Below are 23,666 nucleotides of genomic sequence, written 5' to 3' on the forward strand. Positions count from 1 at the left end.
TCTAAATAAACACACCGGAACCATTTCCGGTGGAGTTGTAAAACGCTGACGTAATACAGCAGTCAGCACCAATCAGGAACGTTGCCAAAGAGACAGTACTTTCGCCACGGTATCTTCAATACTTAAGTGTGAAGAATCTATGGTGACAGCGTCGGCCGCAGCAACGAGCGGAGCACTTGCTCGGGTGGTATCCCGTAAATCACGTGCCTGCAAATCTTCCAAAAGACTCGTAAGACTAGCAGAAATTCCTTTTTTCTTCAACTGTTTGTAGCGTCTTTCAGCTCTAATCCGAACATCGGCCACAAGGAAAATTTTAAGCGGGGCATCAGTAAAAACCACAGTACCCATGTCTCGGCCATCAGCCACCAAACCAGGCAGGGTTCTAAAGTTACGCTGACGTTGCAACAACGCCTCGCGTACCTGCGGATAGGCGGCTATTTTTGAGGCGGCATTACCTACTTCTTCAGCACGTATTGCATCACCCACAAATTGGCTTTCTAGCATGGCTCCTTCCGCACTAAAACTCACATCCAAATTTTCAGCAGCGTGAGCAATAGCCGCCTCATCATCTAGGGAAAGTTCTTTTTGCAACGCCGACAACGCCGTCAATCGGTACAGCGCACCGCTGTCCAGCACATGCCAACCCAGCGCTTGGGCGACTTGGCTAGTAATAGTACCCTTGCCTGAAGCGGTAGGGCCATCAATGGTAATTACAGGTACAACACTCACGCGCTCACCAAACGGTTAAAGACTGAGAAATAATCAGGAAAGGTTTTGCTCACACAATCCGGATCCAAAATCGTGACGCCCACAGGCGAAAATGCCGCCAGCGAAAAGCACATGGCAATACGGTGGTCGTCGTAGGTTTCTATCTCTGCCTGCCGCCATGCACCATCGGCTATGGGCCACACTTTCAGCCAATCCGGGCCGGATTCCACCTGCGCCCCCAACTTCTGTAGCTCCGTGTGCATGGCATGAATACGGTCTGTTTCCTTGACACGCCACGACGCAATATTGCGCAAGGTACACGGGCCATCCGCAAACATCGCCAATGCGGCAGCAGTCATGGCGGCATCCGGGATCACGTTAAAATCCAAATCAAAGGCTTTTAACCGCTGCCCCTGCGCAACACATACACCACGCACTTCCATCGCATGCGGCTCAAAGCTGACTTCTGCGCCCATGGCTTGCACGACTTTGGCAAAATCCACATCACCTTGTGTAGAGGCAGAACCCACACCTTCAATACGCAACGGACCTGCACCTATAGCACCCAATGCCAGAAAATAGGACGCGGATGACGCATCGCCTTCTACTTGAAAATCACCGGGTGACACGTAATGCGCAGCCGCAGGAACCGTAAAACGCTGCCAGTCGTGGTGCTCCACTGTCACACCAAAGTCCTGCATCATCGCCAGTGTAATAGCGATATAGGGCTGCGAAATCAACACACCTTCCACTTCAATGTGCAAAGGCTGTTGATGCACCGCTGTCCACAACGGGGCAGCCATTAATAACGCCGTTAAGTATTGGCTAGATACATTACCCTTTACGCGTATGCAGTTCTCTGCCCGCAAAGCGCCCTGCCCTATAGCCAAAGGTGGGTAACCTTCATTACCCAAGTAACGTATGTCAGCACCTGCACTGCGCAGCGCATCCACTAAGTCGCCTATAGGACGCTCATGCATGCGTGGAATACCGCTTAGGCTGAACTCTCCGCCCATAAAAGCTAATGCAGCAGTCAACGATCTAAATGCCGTACCGGCATTACCCAAAAAGAAATCACCCTTTAGGTGCGGAAAAGGCATTTGGCCACGCACGTGCAATGCTGCGCCGTTTTCCGCTACGCTCACGCCCATCTGGCGCAAGGCAGCTTTCATTACTTTGGTATCGTCGGACTCTAGCAAACCAAACAAGCGCGTTTCGCCTTCTGCCAACGCAGCCAACAACAACGCACGATTTGAAATACTTTTTGACCCAGGTAAGGTTACTGTGCCGCGCGCCTGTTTCACAGGCTTTAACGCCAACTGTTCTGTTCTACTCATAATCCACTCCTACCCGCCCATAATCGACGAGCCAATGCAGCACGCTCGAGGAAGTCCTCTAGAGCGGCGCCATCTTCATTGCGTAGCGCCTGCTCAGCTTGAGCAAAGGCCTCGCGCACTTCTTCTAATTCTTGCAATACCGCCTCGCGGTTAGACAGAAAAATATCCCGCCACACCTCGGAGGAACCTGCCGCAATACGCGTGAAGTCTCTAAAACCGCTACCGGCCACAGCAAAGCGCAAATCCGCATCGGGTGCCATTGCCACCTGCCACATAAACACGGATGACAAGAAGTGCGGCACATGACTCACCGATGCCAACACCCTATCGTGTACATCTGGCGTCATCAGTAGCACGCGCGCTCCGCATGCTTTCCACAAAGCGATCACCGTATTGCGTGCTTGCTCGGTGTTTTCATCTAACGGCGTCAAAATCACATTACGCCCTTGATAAAGCTCTGCGGTGGCTGCCTGCGGCCCTACTTTTTCTGCGCCTGCAATAGGATGACCCGGCACAAACTGGGCAACCTTATCACCCAGCGCCTGCCTCGCCGCCTCTACAACGTTTGCTTTGGTACTGCCCGCATCAGTGACAACAGTATGGGGCTGCAAATGTGGAGCTAACGTGCGCAAGACAGTTTCGGTTGCCCCTACTGGCATAGTCAGCAAAACAACATCCGCTTGTTGCGCGGCCTCTTCAAGGCTGACTACTTCATCAATCAGCCCCAAATCTTTAGCTACTTGCACGCTTTTGGGGTTACGCCCCGCACCGACTATACGTACTGACGGGTACTGCTTGCGCAACGCGGCAGCGACTGAGCCACCGATTAAACCTGGGCCCACTATCGCAAGCGTGCCCAGTTGCGCCATGTAGCCAACAGTCGCCTCCCCTCTCTCCATACCCGCTCTCGTTATTGTGCTGGGTAAGAACCCAATATTTTGAAGAAAGCCACGGTTTGTTTCAGCTCTGCCAATGCTTGCTGCATAGCAGGTTCATCTTTATGGCCTTGCAAATCCACATAGAAGTAGTATTCCCACTGCCCTGTACGCGCAGGACGTGACTCAAAGCGAGTCATGGAAACACCATGTTTGGCTAACGGTGACAGCATGTCATACACCGCACCTGACTTATTAGGCACAGCTAAAATAATGCTGGTTTTATCGCGCCCACTTGCCAATGGCTCAATATTGCCGATAGTCAGAAAACGCGTACGATTATGTGGATCGTCTTGTATGCCTTTTTCTACCACAGACAAGCCCCACACCATCGCTGCAGAAATACTAGCAATCGCCGCTACATCGTCTTGCTCTGAGGCCAAACGTGCCGCTTCAGCATTGCTAGATGCGGGCTCACGACTAAGCTCTGGATGATTACGCATCAACCAAGACTGGCATTGGGCCAACGCTTGTGGGTGCGCCATGACTTTAGTCACACCATCCAAATTGCCACTTTTAGTCAGCAAGTTATGGTGAATATTGACCGAGTGCTCGCCCAAGACTTTCAGTGGTGAGTTCAGCAACAAATCTAAGGTACGGTTCACCGCGCCTTCAGTGGAGTTTTCCACTGGCACAATGCCCACATCTGCCTGACCCGCCTCAACGGAGCGAAACACCTCATCAAAACTATCGCAATATACATTGCTGATGAAGTGCCCAAAATGCTCGTAACCCGCTTGTTCAGAAAAAGAGCCTTGTGGGCCCAAACAGGCCACACGCAGCACACTTTCCAAACCTCGGCAGGCAGAAATAATCTGCCCCCACACGGCTTGCACGGAATCCGCAGTAAAAGGCCCTTTGTTCACCCCTTGCAAGCGACGAACAATCATCGCTTCACGCTCGGGCTTCAAAATAGCATCTTCGGCGTCGTAGTTTTGCTTAACTTTACCCACTGCCAAGGCAGCCTGAGCACGCTCATTGAGCAATGCCAGGATACTTTCATCAATACGGTCTATTTCTGCACGCCACGGCGCCAACTGTTCTTGCAAAGTTTTAGCCATGACGCTGCTCGAACTCCTTCATGAAAGCTACCAATGCCTGCACACCTTCCAATGGCATAGCGTTGTAAATAGAAGCACGCATACCGCCTACGCTTTTGTGACCTTTTAACTGCAGCAAACCACGCTGATCCGCTTCAGCCAAAAACACAGAATCCAATGCCGCATCACGTAACTGGAATGGCACGTTCATGCGGGAACGGTCAGAGTTCTGAACCGCATTGACGTAGAAGGAAGACTGGTCCAAGTAACCGTACAAGGTTTCGGCTTTCGCAATATTCGCTTTTTCGATTTGTGCCACACCACCTTGCTGCTTTAACCACTTGTACACCAGGCCTGCGATGTAAATAGAGTACGTGGCCGGTGTGTTCACCATGGACTGATTAGCCGCCAACAGTTCGTAGTTAAAGACATTCGGACACGTAGCATCGGCTGCGCCTAGCAACTCTTTGCGAATGACCACCAAGGTCAAACCCGCTGGACCCGCATTTTTCTGCGCGCCAGCATACAACATATCAATATTCTTGAAGTCAAAAGGACGCGACAACAAGTTAGACGAAGCATCCACCACCAATGGCACATCAAACTCAGGCCATTCGTTATGCTCTACACCGCCAATCGTCTCGTTACTGCACACATGGATGTACGAAGCATCTGCTTGCAGATGCCACGTATCCACGGCGGGGAACCACGCGAAAGGTTTGTACTCGCGGCCATCCAACTTGGCTGCAGCAGCCGAGCTTGCTGCAACGTTAATGTGACCAAACTGCGTCGCATCTTGTTGCGCTTTGGATGACCAATTACCTGACACGATGTAATCAGCTTTGCGTCCGGGCTTTAACCCGATTAAGTTCATAGGAACAATGGCGTTTTGGGCCTGTGCACCACCCTGCGTAAACAGAACGGCGAAGTCATCGGGTAATTGCAGCAAGTCACGCAAATCCGCCTCGGCTTCTTGCAGAATTTGCATAAACTCTTTACCACGGTGGCTCATCTCCATGACGGACATGCCACTGCCCTGCCAATCCAGCATTTCTGCTGCTGCACGTTCCAGTACTTCCACCGGCAAGACGGAAGGACCCGCTGAAAAATTCCACGGACGCATCATTGATTCTCTCTATTCATTCCCTTCATCAGCAGCCAAAGACGGGGTATCCCCTTGCTCGGTTGATCCTGCAGCATCAACCGTTTCGTCACCTTCTTCTTCATCAGCTTCTACGTCATCGGTTTCCAGAATTCGGTAGACGCCTGACAACTTGCTCTCTTCATCCACACTAATCAGCGTGACACCCTGAGTAGAACGGCCCATTTCACGAATTTCTTCCACTCGTGTACGCACCACCACCCCAGAGTTGGTGATCAGCATCAGCTCATCGCTTTCGCTCACCAATACTGCGCCAACCAGATCGCCATTACGGGCCGAACACTGGATAGCAATCATGCCTTTGGTACCACGTCCGTGACGTGTGTATTCCTCGAGAGCAGTACGTTTACCGTAGCCGTTTGCCGTTGCGGTCAGCACAGAAACACGCTCTGCGGTTTCGCCTTCTTGTGGCTCAGCCCCCTCAGGATCAGCCACCAACAAGGAGATCACATTCTGACCTTCCTCTAGACGCATACCACGCACACCACGTGCGGTACGACCCATTGGGCGTACATCACCTTCGTCAAAGCGTACGGCTTTACCTGCATCCGAGAACAGCATCACATCGTGTTTGCCATCGGTAAGCTGTGCACCGATCAAGAAGTCACCCTCGTCCAGATCAACCGCGATAATGCCGGCCTTACGTGGATTAGAGAAGTGCGACAACGGTGTTTTCTTCACAGTACCTCGGGAGGTTGCCATGAAGACAAACTGATCATCACTGAACTCTTTGATGGACAATACGGCAGTGATTTTCTCGTCGTCTACCAACGGGAACATATTCACAATTGGACGACCACGAGAGTTACGCGAACCCTGAGGTACTTCCCACACTTTCAGCCAGTACAGGCGACCGTGATCGGAGAAACACAACAGCACGTCGTGCGTATTAGCCACAAACAACTGATCTACCCAGTCGTCTTCACGCATGGTTGTTGCTACCTTACCGCGACCACCACGACGCTGCGCGCGGTACTCAGACAACGGTTGGCTCTTCACGTAACCTGCGTGCGACAAGGTCACCACCATATCCATAGGCGTGATCAAGTCTTCGGTATCTAGCTCAGTTGCGTTGTGTTCGATTTCAGAACGACGAGCGTCTTTGTCGCTGCGTGAGAACTCTTCTTTAAGCTGCAATAGCTCAGTAGAAATGATTTCAGTCACACGTTCTGGACGGGACAAGATATCCAACAAGTCGGCAATACGCGCCATAATTTCGCGGTATTCGTCGACAATTTTATCTTGTTCCAGACCAGTCAAACGTTGCAAGCGCATGTTCAGGATTTCCTGAGCTTGCACTTCGCTTAAGCGATATTGGCCGTCATTCAGCAAACCAAAGCGAGCTGACAGGTTATCTGGGCGATACGCCGCGCGGCCACCGGGCACACCGCTGTCATCAGCACGTGACAACATCTCGCGCACCAACGTGGCATCCCATGTACGGGACATTAACTCTTCACGCGCAACGGGAGGTGTAGGGGCAGCACGAATGATGCGAATGAACTCATCAATATTCGCCAATGCAACCGCCAAGCCTTCCAGAATGTGGCCTCGCTCACGTGCTTTACGCAATTGGAAAACAGTGCGGCGTGTTACCACCTCGCGGCGGTGCATCAAGAAGTACTCTACCAACTGCTTCAGGTTCAACAAGCGCGGCTGGCCATCCACCAGCGCCACCATGTTCATACCAAAGGTTTCTTGCAGCTGAGTATTTTTGTACAGGTTATTCAGAATAACCTCGGGTACCTCGCCGCGTTTAAGCTCGATCACCAGACGCATACCGTCTTTATCGGACTCGTCACGGATATCAGAGATACCTTCGATTTTTTTCTCGTTAACCAAGTCAGCAATACGCTCTTGCAGCGACTTTTTATTAACTTGGTACGGCAAGGCATCAATCACAATCGCCTGACGGCCATTGCTGCGCTCAATGTCTTCAAAGTGAGCACGTGCACGCATCACCACACGGCCACGGCCAGTGCGATAGCCTTCACGCACACCTGACATGCCGTAAATAATGCCGCCTGTAGGGAAATCAGGTGCTGGGATGTAATCCAGCAAATCGTCTACAGAGCACTCTGGGTTTTTCAGGCAGTACAAACATCCCTCTACGACTTCACCCAAGTTATGGGGAGGAATATTTGTCGCCATACCTACCGCAATACCCGAGCTACCGTTTACCAATAGGTTAGGTAAACGCGAAGGCAACAGAGCAGGCTCTTGTTCGCTACCGTCGTAGTTAGGGATGAAATCTACGGTTTCCTGGTCAATATCAGCCAGAATTTCGTGGGCAATTTTAGCCAGTCGGATCTCGGTGTAACGCATTGCCGCCGCGCTATCACCGTCGATGGAGCCGAAGTTACCTTGTCCATCTACCAACATGTAGCGCATAGAGAAATCTTGCGCCAACCGCACAATCGTATAGTACACAGCCAAATCACCGTGAGGGTGATACTTACCAATGACATCCCCCACGATACGGGCAGATTTCTTGTAAGCGCGGTTCCAGTCGTTGTTGAGCTCGTGCATCGCAAACAGTACTCGCCTGTGCACGGGTTTCAAACCATCTCGCACGTCAGGCAAAGCACGTCCAACAATTACGCTCATTGCATAATCAAGATAGCTGCGACGCATTTCCTCTTCCAGAGATATGGGAAGAGTCTCCTTAGCAAAGGAATCCATATGAAAGGTCTTTATAGATATTAGTTAAGCAAGAAGCTGGCCGTTCTCGGTCGAATAAGAAATTCTAGCACTTACTGAGCCCCTATATGGAATTGGGCTCGATATTCCTCATCTACGGTTGACTTTGACCCTTTGCCAGACTTTACTCGGCCTTAACTCGCCCTCTTGTTGCCCAAACCCAACAGATTTAGGGCATATATGCATTTATTCCTGTCATCAGGCGTTTATGCCTAAAACGCGCTTAACTTAAGGCCTACAAATGACTTAAGATTCCAGCTAACAAGCGTGAAACAGGGCTTAATACTAGGCATCATGCGTAGTCTTGCATATACTGGTTCCGTTACATATAAGCGGCGGGAGTTCGCTGCGGTCACTTAACAGGCATTAGCTTAAACGAGGAGAAACATGAACAAAACCTCCAAAATCGCACTTGCACTCGCCTTTGCGGCAGCCACAGCCACAGGTACTGTGTCGGCACAAACTGGCGAAGTTAACAACTGGCAAAATCCATTCGGCAACGTATGGATGAACGGCACAAACGAACTGTGCTGGCGCGATGCATTCTGGACCCCAGCAACAGGTATTCCTGGTTGTGACGGTGTGCCAGTTGCTCAAGCAGAAGCACCAGTTGTTGCTCCTACAACCACTAAAGTTGTTCTGAGCGCAGATACATTCTTTAACTTCGACAAATCCAACCTGAAACCAGAAGGCCGTCAGGTTCTGGATCAAGTTGCTGAGCAAGTTCGTGGTTTGCAACTGGAAGCCATCATCGCTGTTGGTTACACAGATGCTATCGGTACTGATGCTTACAACTTGAAGCTGTCACAACGCCGTGCCCAAACTGTTAAAGATTACCTGATCAGCAAAGGTATCCCTGCTGACCTGATCTACACAGAAGGCAAAGGTAAAGCCGATCCAGTTGCTACAAACAAAACAGCTGCTGGCCGTGCCGAAAACCGTCGCGTTGAGCTGGAAATCGTGGGTCTGCGTAATCAGTAATCCACACGTAGCCATCTGTCTTACGACAGAGTCTAAACAGGCTATACTAAAGGCTCCGCATTTTGCGGGGCCTTTTTCTTTGCTATCACCGTACTTCCTATGAGCTCACTAAACAGCGTTAACGTCGATCCCGCAGAAATAGAAAAATTCAGTGCTTTGGCTTCTAAATGGTGGGACCCCACCAGTGAGTTCAAACCGCTACATGCGATCAATCCCCTGCGCTTATCGTGGATCCTAGAACACACCGGCCCATTAGCAGGCAAAAAAGTTCTAGACGTAGGGTGCGGCGGCGGCATTCTGACTGAAGCCATGGCCACGCACAAAGCAGACGTTACCGGCATTGATCTGGCCGAGAAATCACTGAAAGTTGCCCGCTTGCACAGTTTAGAAAGCGGTGTGCCCGTGAACTACCAAATGATCAGCGCAGAAGCCCACGCGGCAGAAGCAGCAGGCCAATACGACGTGGTTACCTGCATGGAAATGCTAGAGCACGTTCCTGACCCTGCCTCTATTATTCGTGCGTGTTCTACGCTGGTACGCCCCGGTGGCTGGGTGTTTTTCTCTACCCTAAACCGCAATCCCAAATCTTTCTTGTTTGCAATCGTAGGGGCCGAATACGTGCTTAAGTTGCTGCCCACTGGCACACACACCTATTCGTCCTTTATTAAGCCACACGAACTAGCACGCAGCGCACGTGAAGCTGGTTTAAGTAACCTAGACTTACGTGGGCTTGAGTACAATCCGCTGTCGCAACACTACTGGTTGTCGCGCAACACCTCCGTCAACTACTTACTTGCCACACGCAAGGAAGCCTAAGTCGTACGCATCATGACAACCTCTAAGCTGGTATTGTTTGATTTTGATGGCACGCTGGTAGACTCAGCACCTGATTTGGCTGCAGCCGTAAACCGCTTACGCCACGATCGCAACCTTCCCCCTCTGCCCTACGAGCTACTACGCCCCGTCGCCTCACACGGCGCTCGTGGCTTATTAGGTACAGGCCTAGGGCTAGACACAGAGCATGCCGACTACCCTATAGTACGTCAGCAGTTTCTGGACTATTACGCTGAAGACATTACAACGCTCAGCCACTTATTTAGTGGCGTAGAAACCATGTTAGATGGCCTCAAAGAGCACAACTTACCCTGGGGCATTGTGACCAATAAAGCCCTTGGTTTAACGAAGCCCATCATGGCTAAGTTTGAGTTGAACCACGACTGTAAGGTATTGGTAGGCGGCGATAGCACCCCTTACCTAAAACCCAACCCAGCCTCGCTATTGCTCGCCACCAGCACCTACGGCATTGCCCCTGAGCACTGCATTTATGTGGGGGATGACCTACGCGACATACAAGCAGGCAAAGCAGCCGGCATGCCCACCATTGTGGCAGCATACGGCTACTGCAAAGACGATGCCAGCGTATCCGAATGGGGTGCAGATGCCATTGCGCACAGCCCAGAAGAACTACTGCATCAACTGCAAGAGTGGGCTCACACAGCCTAAGCACAAAAAACGCCTGTACTACACAGGCGTTTTTTATATTGTCTATGACAGACGCAAAAACTGTTAGTTACTTGCCTGCCACTTATCGGCTAACCAAAATGCGCACGATAAGGTCTTAGCATCAGTAATGCGCCCATCTTTGCAGGCCTCAAGAAACTCTTCAACAGGCATACTAAACACATCCAAAAACTCCCCGTCATCGAGCTTGCGTGTGCCTGCTTGTAAACCTGTCGCAAAATAGGCATAAAGCACCTCGTTAGAGTAGCCTATCGCCAGATGTATTTTCCCTGCTAAATGCCACTCGCTCGCGGTGTAGCCTGTTTCCTCTAACAGTTCGCGCTGCCCACATAAAAATGGATCTTCGCCGGCATCCAGCTTACCAGCAGGCAGTTCTATCATCACCTGCCCTACGGGATGTCGGTACTGACGCTCTAACAATACATGGCCGTTATCCAACAATGGAATAATCACCACAGCTCCGGGATGCACCACGTAATCTCTAGTACTTTGTGCACCATCTGGCAAACGTACGGTATCGCGCTTAAGCGTTAAGAAACTGCCTTCGTGCAACGTTTTGCTTTCCACTAACGTTTCAGTTAAATGGGCAAACTCGCTGTCGTGATCCGGATGTAGAGGTTGAGTCATTATGTGTTCCAGTACTTGATAGGTTGCGGCATCGTTACGATGCCCCCGTCACTATACCGTTACCATAGCCCCTTATGCACTTTGTTAAGGGGCCAGTATGTTTTTTGCACTACCAGCCACCCACGGCAACGGCACAAACACCTCTTGCTCTACATACTTTGTTTGTATGCCCTGCGACGAATCTACTGGTGCAGCCACTGCCTCATAAGCCACCACACACGTGCTAGTTAGCGGCATCACACGTAACACCTGATTGCTGTAAAAACATGGCCGCAATGGGTAATCACCTAGCTGCGTGCTAAGCAGTAACTGCTGTACGGCATCCGTAAAACCGCCCTGATACGAAAAAGGGCCACTTAAGGGAATCTCTACCCTTACTGCCCAGTGCTCATCATTAAACACCCAACCAGCAGCAAGTGCCCATCGCTGCAAAAGCTGCTTGAAGTTATTGTCTGACGCATGAGAGCCAAACGCATTGTGCTCCATCACCTTGTCAGCAGGCTCTTGCTGCACAACAACAACCGATGACTCTACCTGCTGCACTGATGCGGCCACAGGCTCTACCTCAACCGCCATCACCTCACTACTATGCCTACCGTCACCGCCAGTAAAGCTTGCCATAGGCTCTGTTGCCCCTGTAGATACAGAGCTATTGAGATTTTCCTGCCATGGTGGGCTATAGGTATGCATAGAAGCCTGCTGCTGCCGTAAGTAGCTTAACAACGCAGGCATAAATGAGCTTCTGTACGCCCACGCCTGCTCTGTACCACGCCGTAGCAACAGCACATCCACCCTGCTATTCACCACATGGTAAACACCCTGCCTTTTCGCCTGCAAAGGCACCAAACCGTCTTTTTGCAGTGCAAATAAAGCCGGTAGAGACTCATCAGCCGAAAACTGTAGCCACAACTGCTGCGCGTTGCTAAATACCTGTAAGGGAGCCAATTGATCACTACCCGTAAGCTCCCACTCAAAATCAAACTGATACTCCTCGCCTGCGGATGCCAAGGCCCCCCAGCCATTCCACCATGAGCCATTGTTTGGAGCAGCACACCCAGACAGCACACCGCAGATCAGAATACTTACAATACCTTGCCTCATCGTTCGCCCAATAAAAAAGCACCCAACCAGTAATGATTGGGTGCTATCTTCGGCGAATTACACGAGCAAAACTAGCGTAATGATTGCCTATGGCTTAACTTAGCGCGGCCTAGCATTCGCAATTTTATTCGCTTCTGCAGCCGCCACACGCAACGCCGCTACAGCAGGAGTTTTACCATCTAATGCTTCTTCTAGCGTCAGGTTAAACATGGCGCGAATCTGATGGTAATTGTTTACGCGGAAACCACGAGTCGTGTTTTCAGGGTTTTTCTCGTACACATCCACCAATGCTTTCCAGTCGCCCAAATTAGCATAGTAAGAAGGTTCTGTTTTCGCATACGCCGCTTGAGTCAGTGGCAGGTAACCAGTGGACTCATACCATTTTTGCGCCACGTCATCAGACGCCAACCAGTTCACAAATTGTGCGCTAGCTTTGTCTTCATCGTTAGACTTACCTTTACTTGCCCAAAAGCCTGAACCAGACACAAAGGGGTTACCGGGTTGTGCTGTAACTTGTGGGTAGTAAGGCAAGCCAGTCACAGAGTAATTCAAACCACGCTGTGCAGTTAGTCGGCCGATATTGCCTGAGTTGGACAGCAACACGGCACACTCACCACCTTGGAAACGGTCTACCGATTGTGGACCGAACTCAGGTTTCACCATCAACTCGCTACGCACCCAGCTGATCATGGTAGACAAGTGACGCACGTACAGAATATCAAACTCAAAACCACGGCGATTATTGCTATCGCCAGCATAGAATTGCTTATTCACCGCCGCCAAGTTTTCCAAGTTAATGGAAACAGGTTGGTCAGAGGTTAATGGACAACGACGTGAACCATTATTCGCCAGTGTCACTAATTGATCTTGCAAACCCTGCCATACACGCTGTGGCTGTGTAGGTTCTAAACCGGCACGTTTGAATGCGTCTACGTTATAGAACATCACAGGGATTTCAGCCATAAATGGCAGCGCTAACATGCGACCACGAGTGTCGTGCATGAAGTTGTTCGCTGCAGGCAAGAACCAGCGCTGGTTACCTGCTGTCGCTTTGGTCAGCAAGGTATGCATAGGCTGCACATAAGAGCGCTGCGCTACGTCATCCAGACCCGAGGTTTCACCCATTTGGAATAGGTTTGGCTTGCTTTGATCAGCCTGCAAGGCTGTATCTAATTGTTCTTCACTTTCAAATGCACGCAGATTGACACGTACATCGTCCTGATTACGATTGTAGTTGCGGACCAGCTCTTCAAAAACGACTTTATTGTATTCTGGCAAGGCGTGCCAGACCTGAATATCCGTCGCTGCGGATGCTGCCGAGGTAGCAGTAATCAGAAACGCAATAGCCGTTAAACGGCCTGATACAGCTGAAGAAAAAAATGTTTTTTCCATGAAATGCCTAGCGCAAAAAAGGAAATTCCGCTTCGGGTTGTCTGCCTGCAATTAGGTCAGCCAACGCTTTGCCAGAACCGGCCCCAAGAGTCCAACCTAACGTACCATGTCCGGTATTGAGATACAGGTTTCGTACTTCAGTGCGTCCGATTAGGGGAACATTGGATGGAGTCGCTGGACGCAACCCCGACCAAAACTGAACATTATCAAAATCAAGCGCATTTGGGAATAACTCTTGTGCTTGCTTAACCATTGCCAAGCACCGTTTGCCATTTAAAGCCCGAGAATAGCCACTGAGTTCCGCCGTTCCCGCCATACGCAAGGTATTACCCAAACGAGTATACGCCATTTTTCTGGCCGAATCGGTAAGACTAGTATCCGGTATGGCGCTGGCATCTTTGATATCAAAAGAAGCCGAATACCCCTTTGCAGGATACACAGGGCAACTAATACCCAACGGTGAGAGCAATGCCGCTGAGTGCGCCCCCAAGGCCACAACCACCGCATCCACAGGAACATGTTGGTAGTCGCCTTCAGCATCAACAATTTCCAAATGCTGCACTTGCCCTTGCTCAGCACACAAGCGCGTGACTTGAGTGCTGTACTGAAACTCCACCCCTTTACTCGCCAATTGTGCTGCCAGTTGAGTCGTCCACTCGTAGGCGTCTCCGGACTCATCCTCGGGGTGAAAATCACCACCAGCAATTTGGTGCTTAATGCCTGCTAAGGCAGGCACCAACGCCACCAGTTCATCGGCGCTTAGAATGCGGCGGTCTATGCCAAAATTACGCATCACATCCGCCATTTCCTGCGCCTCATCAAAACTGCGCTCATCACGGTAAAAGCTCAGAATGCCTTTTTCTAAGCAGTGATACTCCACATTCACCGATTGACGCATTTCTTGCAGCACTGTGCGGCTGTATTCCGCTAATCGCAGCAACGCTTTGACGTTAGGTTCAAAGCGCTTAGGCTGGCACTCCCACAAGAAACGCAGCCCCCACATCCATTGTTTTGGATCCAGTGACGGTTTAAACCATAGCGGGGCATCGTCTTTAAATAGCCATCTCGCCAAGCGCCACGGCGCTTTGGGATTAGCCCATGGTTCGGCATAAGACACTGAAATTTGCCCGCCATTGGCACGCGAACACTCTAAAGCTGGCCCAGGCTGCCTGTCTATTACCAGTACCTCATGCCCATCTTGATGCAGCCACCATGCAGTGGCCACTCCTAGCGTTCCACTTCCTAACACAGCGATTTTCATGGCCCTACCCTTCTATGGCTGTAAACACGTCACGGCTTTCACCCAGCACTTACAGGGCGTCAGCCTCTGATGTAAATGCATCGGCATAAAACTCAGCATCTGGCAGCTTGCACTGCTCGTTGAAGTCTTTACGTGCGCTTTCTACCATCGCAGGAGCGCCACACGCGTAGACTTCCCAACCGGACATATCTGGCAGATCAGCCATCACTGCCTGGTGCACAAAGCCCGTACGTCCAAACCATTCATCGTCGGCATGCGCATCCGAAATAACAGGAATGAACTGGAAGTTTGCGATGGTTTGTGCCCACTCTTGAGCCAATTCCATCATGTACAAATCTTTGGGTCGACGGCCACCCCAGTACAAACGTACTTCACGAGAAATACCTTGCTGCTGCATGTGTTCAACAATGGCTTTAATGGGTGCAAAACCGGTACCACTAGCCAGCAACACTATAGGTTTATCGCTGTCTTCACGTAGGAAGAACGAACCCAGTGGTGCTTCAGCACGTAAGATTTCTCGCTCTTTCATTTGTGTCGCACCAGCACCAAACACGTGGTCCGTAAACGCGCCACCTGGCATATGGCGAATATGCAGTTCTACCAAGTTCTGCTCATTAGGCGGATTCGCCATGGAGTAGCTGCGGCGACGGCCATCTTTAAGAATGAACTCCAAGTATTGACCGGCATAAAACTTGAATGGATCGCTTGCTGGCAATTGCAGTTTCACGATCATGACATCATCACTAACACGCTCTAAACCCGCAACACGTGATGGCATTTTTCGAATTTGAATGTCACCCAGTTTTTGTGCCTGCAAAGACTCAATCACCATATCGGATTGTGGTCGCACTTGGCACATCAAAGTGTAGCCTGCTTCTAGCTCTGCGGGCTCCAGAATTTTTTCTGGCGCGCTGCCGGCTTCGTACTCACCCTCAATGACCTTAGCCTTACAGGTAGAGCACGTACCACTTTTACAGCTATATGGCAGCAAAATCTTGGCAGCAATGGCTGCGTCCAACAAGTTCTGTCCGGCCTCTACCGGAAACTCTAACCCTGAGGGTTGTACAGTTACCTTCATCTTATGTTCACTTATCACTATTCAAATTTTCACGTAGAGCGCTGAGCGTAGGTTCGGCAATTTTACTGTCCAACAAGCGACCTTTACGTGCTCGTTTAGCGCGGTAAGGCTCCAACGCAGCCCAATCCAGATGCTCGGTGCTTTCCTTGCGTCTATAGATCCCAGACAGCTGAATACCTTGCGGCCCTACAGCTACCCACTGCGCCAGAGAATCATCGTCATCCAGCGTCATTAACATGGTACCCCGTCCGCCGGACGATAGCACTCGCAATTCTTCTCTGTCCACGACCATGAAGCGCCCTTTAGCACTTAAGAGTGCAACGGCCGTGTCATCGTCTCGCAGTAACAGCGGAGGCATGAGTGTATCCCCTTCTGCCACGGTCATAAACTGTTTGCCTGCACGTTGACGCGATGTCATGTCGGTCAGCGCGCAAATAAAGCCATACGCGCTTTTCGCCCCCAGTAAATACTGGGTTTTCTCGGAAGCGACTAGCATGTGCTGCACGGGTGCTCCGGTGGCGATGTCAGCCAACGCAGTCACCGGCTGGCCATCCCCCCTGCCTGATGGCAAGTTCGCCACAGGAATGGTGTAACTGCGGCCATCTGTTCCCAGCGCAATTAAGTCGTCTGTACTACGGCACTCAAAGGCGGCATAGAAACTATCCCCTGTTTTGAATGCCACCGCATCGTTATCGTGCCCATGGCCTTGGCGTCTACGCATCCAACCTTTTTTGGACACAATCACGGTCACAGGCTCGTCTAGCACTTTGTTTTCCAATACGGCGCGCTCGGCCTCTTCGATGATGGTGCGACGCTCATCCCCATAGGTTTGGGCATCGGTTTCCAACTCTTTGATCATCATACGTTTAAAGGCCGCAGGGTTATCCAATAACTTTTGCAAACCGGCTTGTTCTTCACGCTGCTTGGCAAGCTCTTGCTCAATTTTGAAACCTTCCAATCTGGCCAACTGGCGCAAACGCATTTCAAGAATGTCTTCGGCCTGACGCTCTGACAACTTGAAGGTTTCCATCAGCGCTTCCTTAGGCTCATCGGCTTCGCGAATGGTTTTGATGACCGCATCTACGTCCAGATACACCACCATGCGCCCTTCTAGCACATGGATCCTATCTTCTACCTTGTCTAAACGATAACGGGTACGACGCAACAAGGTCTGGTGCCTGTACTGCAACCACTCTTCCAGCATTTGACGTACAGATCGTTGCCCCGGACGCCCATCAATACCAATGCTCACTAAGTTAATGGTCTGATTGCATTCCATGCTGGTATGCGCCAGCAAGGTATTGATGAACTCTTGTCGGTCTACACGACTACTTTTAGGCTCAAACACCAAGCGCACGGGCGCATCTTTGCCAGACTCATCTCGAACTGCATCCAACAACCCTAGCAACAACGCCTTGGTTTGTTGCTGTTCATTGCTTAAGGCTTTACGGCCTGTACGCACTTTGGGATTGGTACGGTCTTCTATCTCTTCCAGAATTTTCTGTGCTGATGCTCCGGGTGGAAGTTCGGTCACCACCAATTGCCACTGCCCTCTGGCCATTTCTTCGATGACCCAACGTGCTCGCACCTTAATGCTGCCACGCCCTGATGCATAAATCTGGCTAAGCTCTTGGCGGCTAGAAATAATTTGTCCACCGCCAGGAAAATCTGGCCCTGGGATTAATTCAGCCAGCGCTTCATCTGACAATTTAGGGTCACGAATCAGCTCTACACACGCATGCGTCACTTCACGCAGGTTATGCGGAGGAATATCCGTTGCCATCCCCACGGCAATACCCGAGGCGCCGTTTAGCAGCACCACCGGCAAACGCGCTGGCAGTAACAACGGTTCTTTTTGCGAACCGTCGTAGTTAGGAATAAAGTCTACGGTGCCTTCACCCAGCTCATCTAACAACACTTTAGCAAACGGTGTTAAACGCGCTTCGGTGTATCGCATCGCGGCGGCATTATCACCATCGCGTGAGCCAAAGTTACCTTGACCATCAATCAATGGGTAACGCAGGCTGAAGTCTTGTGCCATACGCACCATGGCGTCATAGGCGGCCTGATCACCGTGCGGGTGGTACTTACCCAGTACATCCCCCACTACGCGAGCCGACTTCACTGGCTTCGCACCCGCAGCCAAACCCATCGCCTGCATGGCGTACAAAATACGTCGTTGTACTGGTTTTTGCCCATCGGACACATCCGGCAACGCACGTCCGCGTACTACTGATACCGCATAATCCAAATAGGCTTGCTCTGCATACAAACCTAAGCTCAAGCTGTCATCATTGCTACTTTGATCAAATAGCCCTGGTTGCTGAGAATCCATGATGTTTACTCGTCAATTCGTTAAATGAAAGCAGGCGTGATTACACATCCAACTCAGCCAAATTCCCTTTAGTCTCCAACCAGCTACGTCGCTGTGAAGACTCGCCTTTACCCATCAGCATGGTGAACATCGTTTGGGTACCTTGCATACCCAGATCACCGTAGCTGACTGGCATTAACCGACGCGTGTCTGGATTCATGGTGGTATCCCATAATTGCTCAGCACTCATCTCGCCCAAGCCTTTAAAGCGACTAATGGCCCAACTGCTTTCTTTGACACCTTCAGCACGCAATTTCTCTTGCGCCACATCCAGCTCTTTTTGATCCAAACAATAAATTTTGCGTGCCGCGCGTTTGCCCACGGCAGGCACATCCAGCCTAAAGAGCGGTGGACGTGCTACATAAATATGGCCGGCCTCAATCAACTTAGGGAAGTGGCGGAAAAACAGCGTTAGCAGCAAAACCTGAATGTGCGAACCATCCACGTCCGCATCCGACAAGATACAAATGCGGCCATAACGCAAACCCGACAAATCTACCGTGTCTTCTGGCCCATGCGGATCTACCCCAATGGCGACTGAAACATCATGGATTTCCTGGTTCGCAAAAAGACGGTCTTTATCCACTTCCCACGAGTTCAACACCTTACCGCGCAAGGGCAAAATAGCTTGGAAGGATTTGTCTCGGCCCATTTTGGCAGAGCCACCGGCAGAATCGCCCTCTACCAAAAACAACTCGGTACGATCGTTGTCGGTAGATTCACAGTCTGTCAGTTTGCCTGGCAGCACAGCAACACCGGAACTTTTACGCTTTTCTACCTTCTGTAACGAGCGCACGCGCGCTTGTGCATGGCGAATAGCAAATTCAGCTAATTTCTTCGCCATTTCTACGTCAGCATGCAGTTTCAGCTCTAGCGCATTACGTACAAAGCCACTAATCAATCTAACCGCATCACGGCTATTGAGCTTCTCTTTGATCTGGCCCTGGAATTGAGGATCTAGAATTTTGGCAGACAGCACGAAACTGACACGCGCGAATACATCCTCAGGTAATAGCTTCACCCCTTTGGGAATCAAACTATGTAGCTCGGCAAAGCTTTTCACCGCTTGGTATAAGCCATCTCGCAAGCCAGCCTCGTGGGTCCCGCCTGCGGGCGTAGGGATCAAGTTAACAAAAGACTCGCGTACCACGTTACCTTCCGCTGTCCATGCCACTACCCAGTGTGCGCCCTCGCCTTCAGAGTAATTGTCGTCGTCGGCGTCAGCATACTGTTGTGCCTCAAACAAAGGCACTAAGAACTCGGTGGTATCTAGGGTTTCCTGCAAGTAGCTGCGCAAACCGTTTTGGTATTGCCAGCTATAGGTTTCGCCACTTTTTTCGTTGATCAGCTCAACCAATACTCCACCTAACAACACGGCTTTGCTACGCAGCACGTGCATCAATTCGTTCAGTGGAATCGTTGCGCTATCAAAATACTTAGCCTCAGGCCATACACGCACTACCGTACCGCTGTGTTTTTTAGGTACTTTCGCCACTTCCTCAAGCGGCGTAATCACCTCGCCTTGAGCAAACACAATACGATGCTGTAGGCCGTCCCGTTTTACATCTACCTCTAAACGTGTAGATAAGGCGTTGGTGACTGATACACCCACACCGTGCAGACCACCGGAAAACGCATAAGCGCCACCGTCTTTCTTATTAAACTTGCCCCCTGCATGCAGGCGGGTGAACACCAGCTCCACGACTGGAGCGTGCTCTTCGGGGTGCAACCCTACTGGAATACCGCGTCCGTTGTCTTCTACGGAGACACTGCCATCCGCATGCAATCGAACCCGAATTAAAGATGCTAACCCTGCCAACGCCTCGTCTGCTGCATTATCAATAACCTCTTGAATAATGTGCAGGGGACAATCAGTACGCGTGTACATCCCTGGTCGTTGTCGCACAGGTTCTAGCCCTTTTAGGACCTGAATGGAACGTTCATCGTAATTAGAAGTGGCCAAAGTCATCTCTAGCAGGATTAAAAATAAAAAGTATTTTACGGAGTTGCGCCAAAAAGCCAAAACAGGACTCACACAACACGTTAAACTACCACTACAATGTAAATGCGCTGCACCTGGCTCTGCTGTCAAAATGCGACAGCCTATCTGCCCTCATTCCAAAGCTAGACTACCATACTGCCATGAGGCCTTATCAGGCTGCAGATTCTCTATTTTTCTTATTAAAACTGTAATTCTCATGAGTGATTCCATCAAACACGTTACTGATGCCTCTTTTGACTCGGATGTGTTGAACGCCGATCTTCCTGTACTGGTAGACTACTGGGCTGCGTGGTGTGGTCCTTGTAAAGCGATCGCCCCCTTGCTGGAAGAAGCGGCGGAAGAGTTCAAAGGCCGTGTTATCATTGCCAAAGTCAACGTTGACGAAAACCCTGATATCGCTGCCTCTTATGGCATTCGTGGCATCCCCACTTTGATGCTGTTCAAAAATGGCGAAGCCACACAAACTAAAGTGGGCGCATTGAATCGCTCACAACTAACTACGTTTCTCAACGACTCCCTATAACTTGCGTTCAACTATGATGCTGCGCGGGCCTACGATTCTTCGGCCCGCCGTCATAGATTGAGCCCCTTCTTTTCCTCTCATGCACCTCAACGAACTCAAAGCGCTGCATGTTTCGCAGTTGCTGGAAATGGCTGCCAGCCTGGAAATCGACAACGCCAACCGCCTGCGCAAACAAGAACTGATGTTTGCCATCATGAAAAAGCACGCCAAAAAAGGCGAACAAATTTTCGGCGATGGCGTATTGGAAGTTCTGCCTGACGGTTTTGGTTTTCTGCGTTCTCCAGAAACCTCCTACCTCGCCAGCACTGACGACATTTATATCTCTCCTTCACAAATCCGCCGTTTCAATTTGCATACGGGCGACTCTATTGAAGGTGAGGTACGTACACCCAAAGACGGTGAACGCTACTTTGCTCTGGTAAAAGTAGACAAAGTTAATGGCATGCAGCCAGAGGCTATCAAACATCGCATTATGTTTGAAAACCTCACTCCTCTGCATCCAGACCAGCCTATGCGTCTGGAGCGTGAGATCAAAAGTGAGGAAAACATCACTGGCCGTATTCTGGATATCTTTGCCCCTATTGGTAAAGGCCAGCGTGCCCTGATCGTTGCTAGCCCAAAATCCGGTAAAACCGTGATGATGCAGCACATGGCTCACGCCATCACCACCAACTACCCAGAAGCCACGTTGATCGTGCTGCTGGTAGACGAACGTCCTGAGGAAGTGACCGAAATGCAACGTACCGTTCGCGGTGAAGTTGTAGCGTCCACTTTCGATGAGCCAGCGACACGCCACGTTCAAGTTGCCGAAATGGTGATCGAAAAAGCAAAACGTCTGGTAGAACTAAAGAAAGACGTTGTGATTTTGCTGGACTCCATCACACGATTGGCGCGTGCATACAACACCGTGGTACCTGCTTCTGGCAAGGTGCTAACAGGTGGTGTGGACGCAAATGCATTGCAACGTCCTAAACGCTTCTTTGGTGCGGCACGTAACTTGGAAGAAGGCGGTTCTCTGACTATCATCGGTACAGCTCTGATTGAAACCGGTAGCCGTATGGATGAGGTGATCTACGAGGAGTTCAAGGGTACTGGTAACTCTGAAATCCACTTGGAGCGCCGTTTGGCTGAGCGTCGTATGTACCCAGCCATCAATTTGAACAAGTCTGGTACACGCCGCGAAGAGCTGCTGATCAAGCCAGATTTGCTGCAAAAAGTTTGGGTATTGCGCAAATTCATCCATGACATGGATGAGGTTGAAGCGATGGAATTCATCCTCGACAAGATTCGCGCCACAAAAACAAATGCAGAATTTTTCGATATGATGAAAAAATAAGCATAGAATAAATAAGCCTCCATAGTGAGGCTTATTTATTTTCCAGCCTGGGCTGGAAACTGCGGGCATTCAGACCCTGCTTCCCTGACTTTTCTGGGATAAAACCGTTTCACGGTTTAACTCTGCACTGGCATAGGCGGGCCTGATGGCAGGCCTCACCTTAGGTGTTACTTGCTCCCCTCATAAGCCAGCCCTCTTTTTTGCAGAGTAGTTATGAGATCATCTAGTCTAGAGCAGTTCCTCGATTCTGTGCGCGCCCGTGACCCACACCAGCCTGAATTCATGCAGGCAGTCGCTGAGGTCATGGGCAGTTTGTGGCCATTCATCCAGCAGAATCCTCAGTACGCTAAACAAGGATTGCTGGAACGTTTGGTTGAACCTGAACGCGCGATTCAGTTTCGTGTTTCCTGGGTCAATGACCAAGGCGAAACCGAAACAAACAGGGCTTTCCGCATCCAGCACAGCAGCGCCCTAGGCCCCTTTAAAGGCGGCATGCGTTTTCACCCTTCTGTAAACCTCTCCATCCTCAAATTCCTGGCTTTCGAGCAAACCTTTAAAAACGCCCTCACTACCCTACCTATGGGTGGCGCTAAGGGTGGGTCTGACTTTGATCCCAAACACCGCTCAGAGAACGAAATCATGCGCTTCTGCCAAGCGCTGGTGACTGAACTCTACCGTCACATTGGCCCAGACACAGATGTGCCTGCTGGTGATATTGGCGTAGGTGGCCGTGAAGTGGGCTATATGTCCGGGATGATGAAAAAACTGTCCAACAATACAGCCTGCGTCTTTACTGGCCGCGGCATCAGTTTTGGCGGCAGCTTAATACGCCCAGAAGCCACCGGCTACGGTTTGGTGTACTTCGTGCAAGAAATGCTGCAACGTCAAAGCATGGCATTGGAAGGCTTAACCGTTTCGGTATCTGGTTCAGGCAATGTGGCGCAATACGCCATCGAAAAATGCATGCACTTTGGTGCCAAAGTGGTGACTGTTTCTGACTCACAAGGTTATGCCTACGACCCAGATGGTTTCACACCTGAAAAGCTAGAACGCTTGATGGAAATCCGTAACCAGAACCAAGGCCGTGTAGAGCATTACGCCAAAGAGTTAGGTATTCAATACATTGCTGGCAAACGTCCATGGGAAGTACCTGTAGATGTCGCCCTGCCATGTGCTACCCAAAACGAATTGGATGCTCATGATGCGCGTGTATTGCTGTCTAACGGTGTACGCTGCGTTGCCGAAGGCGCCAATATGCCTTCAACACTGGAAGCTGTAGAGCTGTTCTTAGAAGCTAAGATTCTCTATGCACCCGGTAAAGCCAGTAATGCAGGTGGTGTAGCGGTATCTGGCTTGGAAATGAGCCAAAGCTCACAACGCTTGTTCTGGACTCAAGAAGCTGTTGACCAAAAACTGCATCACATTATGCACGCCATCCACGAGAACTGCGTGCAACATGGCCAACAAGCTAAATTTATTAACTATGTAGACGGCGCTAACATTGCCGGCTTTGTAAAGGTGGCGGATGCGATACTCCAACAAGGTGTATATTAATCCTTATACGTTCTATCAATAAAAAGGGGCCTAG

Annotated in this window: 19 protein-coding genes; 6 read left to right on the plus strand and 13 right to left on the minus strand. The window is 50.5% G+C overall.

The genetic code is table 11. The features are described 5' to 3' along the window. Window positions 1-72: 72 nt before the first annotated feature. From cmk to gyrA, 6 genes are read right to left on the minus strand one after another with little or no spacing between them, the layout of a single operon-like run. A complete protein-coding gene (cmk, locus tag GY634_RS09215) occupies window positions 73-729 on the minus strand; it encodes a (d)CMP kinase (RefSeq protein ID WP_166408250.1) in 657 nt (218 codons plus the stop codon). Continuing rightward, window positions 726-2,045: a 3-phosphoshikimate 1-carboxyvinyltransferase gene (gene aroA / locus GY634_RS09220; protein ID WP_166408251.1), complete on the minus strand. Its 1,320-nt coding sequence runs from the start codon at window positions 2,043-2,045 to the stop codon at window positions 726-728. Before aroA ends, cmk begins: the two co-directional genes overlap by 4 nt. Continuing rightward, window positions 2,042-2,944: a prephenate dehydrogenase gene (locus GY634_RS09225; protein ID WP_166408252.1), complete on the minus strand. Its 903-nt coding sequence runs from the start codon at window positions 2,942-2,944 to the stop codon at window positions 2,042-2,044. Before GY634_RS09225 ends, aroA begins: the two co-directional genes overlap by 4 nt. 11 nt (window positions 2,945-2,955) lie before the next feature. Continuing rightward, a complete protein-coding gene (pheA, locus tag GY634_RS09230; protein WP_166408253.1) occupies window positions 2,956-4,041 on the minus strand; it encodes a prephenate dehydratase in 1,086 nt (361 codons plus the stop codon). Beyond that, entirely contained in the window at window positions 4,034-5,146 is a 1,113-nt protein-coding gene (gene serC / locus GY634_RS09235) for a 3-phosphoserine/phosphohydroxythreonine transaminase (protein WP_166408254.1), read from the minus strand. The genes pheA and serC overlap by 8 nt, the downstream gene beginning before the upstream one ends. 9 nt (window positions 5,147-5,155) lie before the next feature. Then, window positions 5,156-7,864, minus strand: a complete 2,709-nt coding sequence (gyrA, locus tag GY634_RS09240) for a DNA gyrase subunit A (RefSeq protein ID WP_166408255.1) — start codon at window positions 7,862-7,864, stop codon at window positions 5,156-5,158. 405 nt (window positions 7,865-8,269) lie between these two features. On the opposite strand from gyrA, the gene ompA reads away from it, so the two are divergent. The 3 genes from ompA (at window position 8,270) to gph (ending at window position 10,366) form a co-directional block, all read left to right on the plus strand. Next, window positions 8,270-8,863, plus strand: coding sequence for an outer membrane protein OmpA (ompA, locus tag GY634_RS09245; protein ID WP_166408256.1), 594 nt, complete (start codon window positions 8,270-8,272; stop codon window positions 8,861-8,863). A gap of 99 nt (window positions 8,864-8,962) precedes the next feature. After that, entirely contained in the window at window positions 8,963-9,679 is a 717-nt protein-coding gene (gene ubiG, locus GY634_RS09250; protein WP_166408257.1) for a bifunctional 2-polyprenyl-6-hydroxyphenol methylase/3-demethylubiquinol 3-O-methyltransferase UbiG, read from the plus strand. 12 nt (window positions 9,680-9,691) lie between these two features. Then, window positions 9,692-10,366: a phosphoglycolate phosphatase gene (gene gph, locus GY634_RS09255; RefSeq protein ID WP_166408258.1), complete on the plus strand. Its 675-nt coding sequence runs from the start codon at window positions 9,692-9,694 to the stop codon at window positions 10,364-10,366. Window positions 10,367-10,429: 63 nt separating this feature from the next. Here gph and GY634_RS09260 read toward each other — a convergent pair whose 3' ends face one another. From GY634_RS09260 to GY634_RS09290, 7 genes are all read right to left on the minus strand, one after another. After that, on the minus strand, window positions 10,430-11,011 hold the full coding sequence (locus GY634_RS09260) for an NUDIX domain-containing protein (protein WP_166408259.1): 582 nt from the start codon (window positions 11,009-11,011) through the stop codon (window positions 10,430-10,432). A gap of 84 nt (window positions 11,012-11,095) precedes the next feature. After that, window positions 11,096-12,112 carry a TcpQ domain-containing protein gene (locus GY634_RS09265; protein WP_166408260.1) on the minus strand — a complete coding sequence of 339 codons (1,017 nt, stop codon included), beginning with the start codon at window positions 12,110-12,112 and terminating at the stop codon, window positions 11,096-11,098. A gap of 99 nt (window positions 12,113-12,211) precedes the next feature. After that, window positions 12,212-13,504, minus strand: a complete 1,293-nt coding sequence (locus GY634_RS09270; protein ID WP_166408261.1) for an extracellular solute-binding protein — start codon at window positions 13,502-13,504, stop codon at window positions 12,212-12,214. Between the two features lie 7 nt (window positions 13,505-13,511). Then, a complete protein-coding gene (locus GY634_RS09275) occupies window positions 13,512-14,765 on the minus strand; it encodes a D-amino acid dehydrogenase (protein WP_166408262.1) in 1,254 nt (417 codons plus the stop codon). Window positions 14,766-14,814: 49 nt separating this feature from the next. Beyond that, entirely contained in the window at window positions 14,815-15,843 is a 1,029-nt protein-coding gene (locus GY634_RS09280; RefSeq protein WP_166408263.1) for a CDP-6-deoxy-delta-3,4-glucoseen reductase, read from the minus strand. 7 nt (window positions 15,844-15,850) lie between these two features. Next, window positions 15,851-18,181: a DNA topoisomerase IV subunit A gene (gene parC, locus GY634_RS09285; protein WP_166408414.1), complete on the minus strand. Its 2,331-nt coding sequence runs from the start codon at window positions 18,179-18,181 to the stop codon at window positions 15,851-15,853. Between the two features lie 37 nt (window positions 18,182-18,218). Beyond that, entirely contained in the window at window positions 18,219-20,186 is a 1,968-nt protein-coding gene (locus tag GY634_RS09290) for a DNA topoisomerase IV subunit B (protein ID WP_479724668.1), read from the minus strand. 229 nt (window positions 20,187-20,415) lie between these two features. Here GY634_RS09290 and trxA point away from each other — a divergent pair, with 229 nt between their 5' ends. From trxA to gdhA, 3 genes are all read left to right on the plus strand, one after another. Further along, window positions 20,416-20,742 (plus strand): thioredoxin TrxA, encoded by a 327-nt coding sequence (gene trxA / locus GY634_RS09295; protein WP_166408264.1) that lies wholly within the window; start codon window positions 20,416-20,418, stop codon window positions 20,740-20,742. A 79-nt stretch (window positions 20,743-20,821) separates the two neighbouring features. Next, window positions 20,822-22,078, plus strand: a complete 1,257-nt coding sequence (rho, locus tag GY634_RS09300) for a transcription termination factor Rho (RefSeq protein WP_166408265.1) — start codon at window positions 20,822-20,824, stop codon at window positions 22,076-22,078. A 213-nt stretch (window positions 22,079-22,291) separates the two neighbouring features. Then, the gene (gene gdhA, locus GY634_RS09305) at window positions 22,292-23,632 is read left to right on the plus strand and encodes an NADP-specific glutamate dehydrogenase (RefSeq protein ID WP_166408266.1); all 1,341 of its coding nucleotides are present in this window, start codon (window positions 22,292-22,294) and stop codon (window positions 23,630-23,632) included. Window positions 23,633-23,666: the final 34 nt, after the last annotated feature.

It is taken from the genome of Paenalcaligenes suwonensis (assembly GCF_011290505.1).
Lineage (GTDB): Bacteria > Pseudomonadota > Gammaproteobacteria > Burkholderiales > Burkholderiaceae_B > Paenalcaligenes > Paenalcaligenes suwonensis.

Excerpts from the sequence above, each read along its gene's own strand:
- aroA (WP_166408251.1), bottom strand. The coding sequence starts at position 2,045 with ATGAGTAGAACAGAACAGTTGGCGTTAAAGCCTGTGAAACAGGCGCGC.
- GY634_RS09225 (WP_166408252.1), bottom strand. The coding sequence starts at position 2,944 with ATGGAGAGAGGGGAGGCGACTGTTGGCTACATGGCGCAACTGGGCACG.
- pheA (WP_166408253.1), bottom strand. The coding sequence starts at position 4,041 with ATGGCTAAAACTTTGCAAGAACAGTTGGCGCCGTGGCGTGCAGAAATA.
- serC (WP_166408254.1), bottom strand. The coding sequence starts at position 5,146 with ATGATGCGTCCGTGGAATTTTTCAGCGGGTCCTTCCGTCTTGCCGGTG.
- gyrA (WP_166408255.1), bottom strand. The coding sequence starts at position 7,864 with ATGGATTCCTTTGCTAAGGAGACTCTTCCCATATCTCTGGAAGAGGAA.
- ompA (WP_166408256.1), top strand. The coding sequence starts at position 8,270 with ATGAACAAAACCTCCAAAATCGCACTTGCACTCGCCTTTGCGGCAGCC.
- ubiG (WP_166408257.1), top strand. The coding sequence starts at position 8,963 with ATGAGCTCACTAAACAGCGTTAACGTCGATCCCGCAGAAATAGAAAAA.
- gph (WP_166408258.1), top strand. The coding sequence starts at position 9,692 with ATGACAACCTCTAAGCTGGTATTGTTTGATTTTGATGGCACGCTGGTA.
- GY634_RS09260 (WP_166408259.1), bottom strand. The coding sequence starts at position 11,011 with ATGACTCAACCTCTACATCCGGATCACGACAGCGAGTTTGCCCATTTA.
- GY634_RS09265 (WP_166408260.1), bottom strand. The coding sequence starts at position 12,112 with ATGAGGCAAGGTATTGTAAGTATTCTGATCTGCGGTGTGCTGTCTGGG.
- GY634_RS09270 (WP_166408261.1), bottom strand. The coding sequence starts at position 13,504 with ATGGAAAAAACATTTTTTTCTTCAGCTGTATCAGGCCGTTTAACGGCT.
- GY634_RS09275 (WP_166408262.1), bottom strand. The coding sequence starts at position 14,765 with ATGAAAATCGCTGTGTTAGGAAGTGGAACGCTAGGAGTGGCCACTGCA.
- GY634_RS09280 (WP_166408263.1), bottom strand. The coding sequence starts at position 15,843 with ATGAAGGTAACTGTACAACCCTCAGGGTTAGAGTTTCCGGTAGAGGCC.
- GY634_RS09290 (WP_479724668.1), bottom strand. The coding sequence starts at position 20,186 with ATGACTTTGGCCACTTCTAATTACGATGAACGTTCCATTCAGGTCCTA.
- trxA (WP_166408264.1), top strand. The coding sequence starts at position 20,416 with ATGAGTGATTCCATCAAACACGTTACTGATGCCTCTTTTGACTCGGAT.
- rho (WP_166408265.1), top strand. The coding sequence starts at position 20,822 with ATGCACCTCAACGAACTCAAAGCGCTGCATGTTTCGCAGTTGCTGGAA.
- gdhA (WP_166408266.1), top strand. The coding sequence starts at position 22,292 with ATGAGATCATCTAGTCTAGAGCAGTTCCTCGATTCTGTGCGCGCCCGT.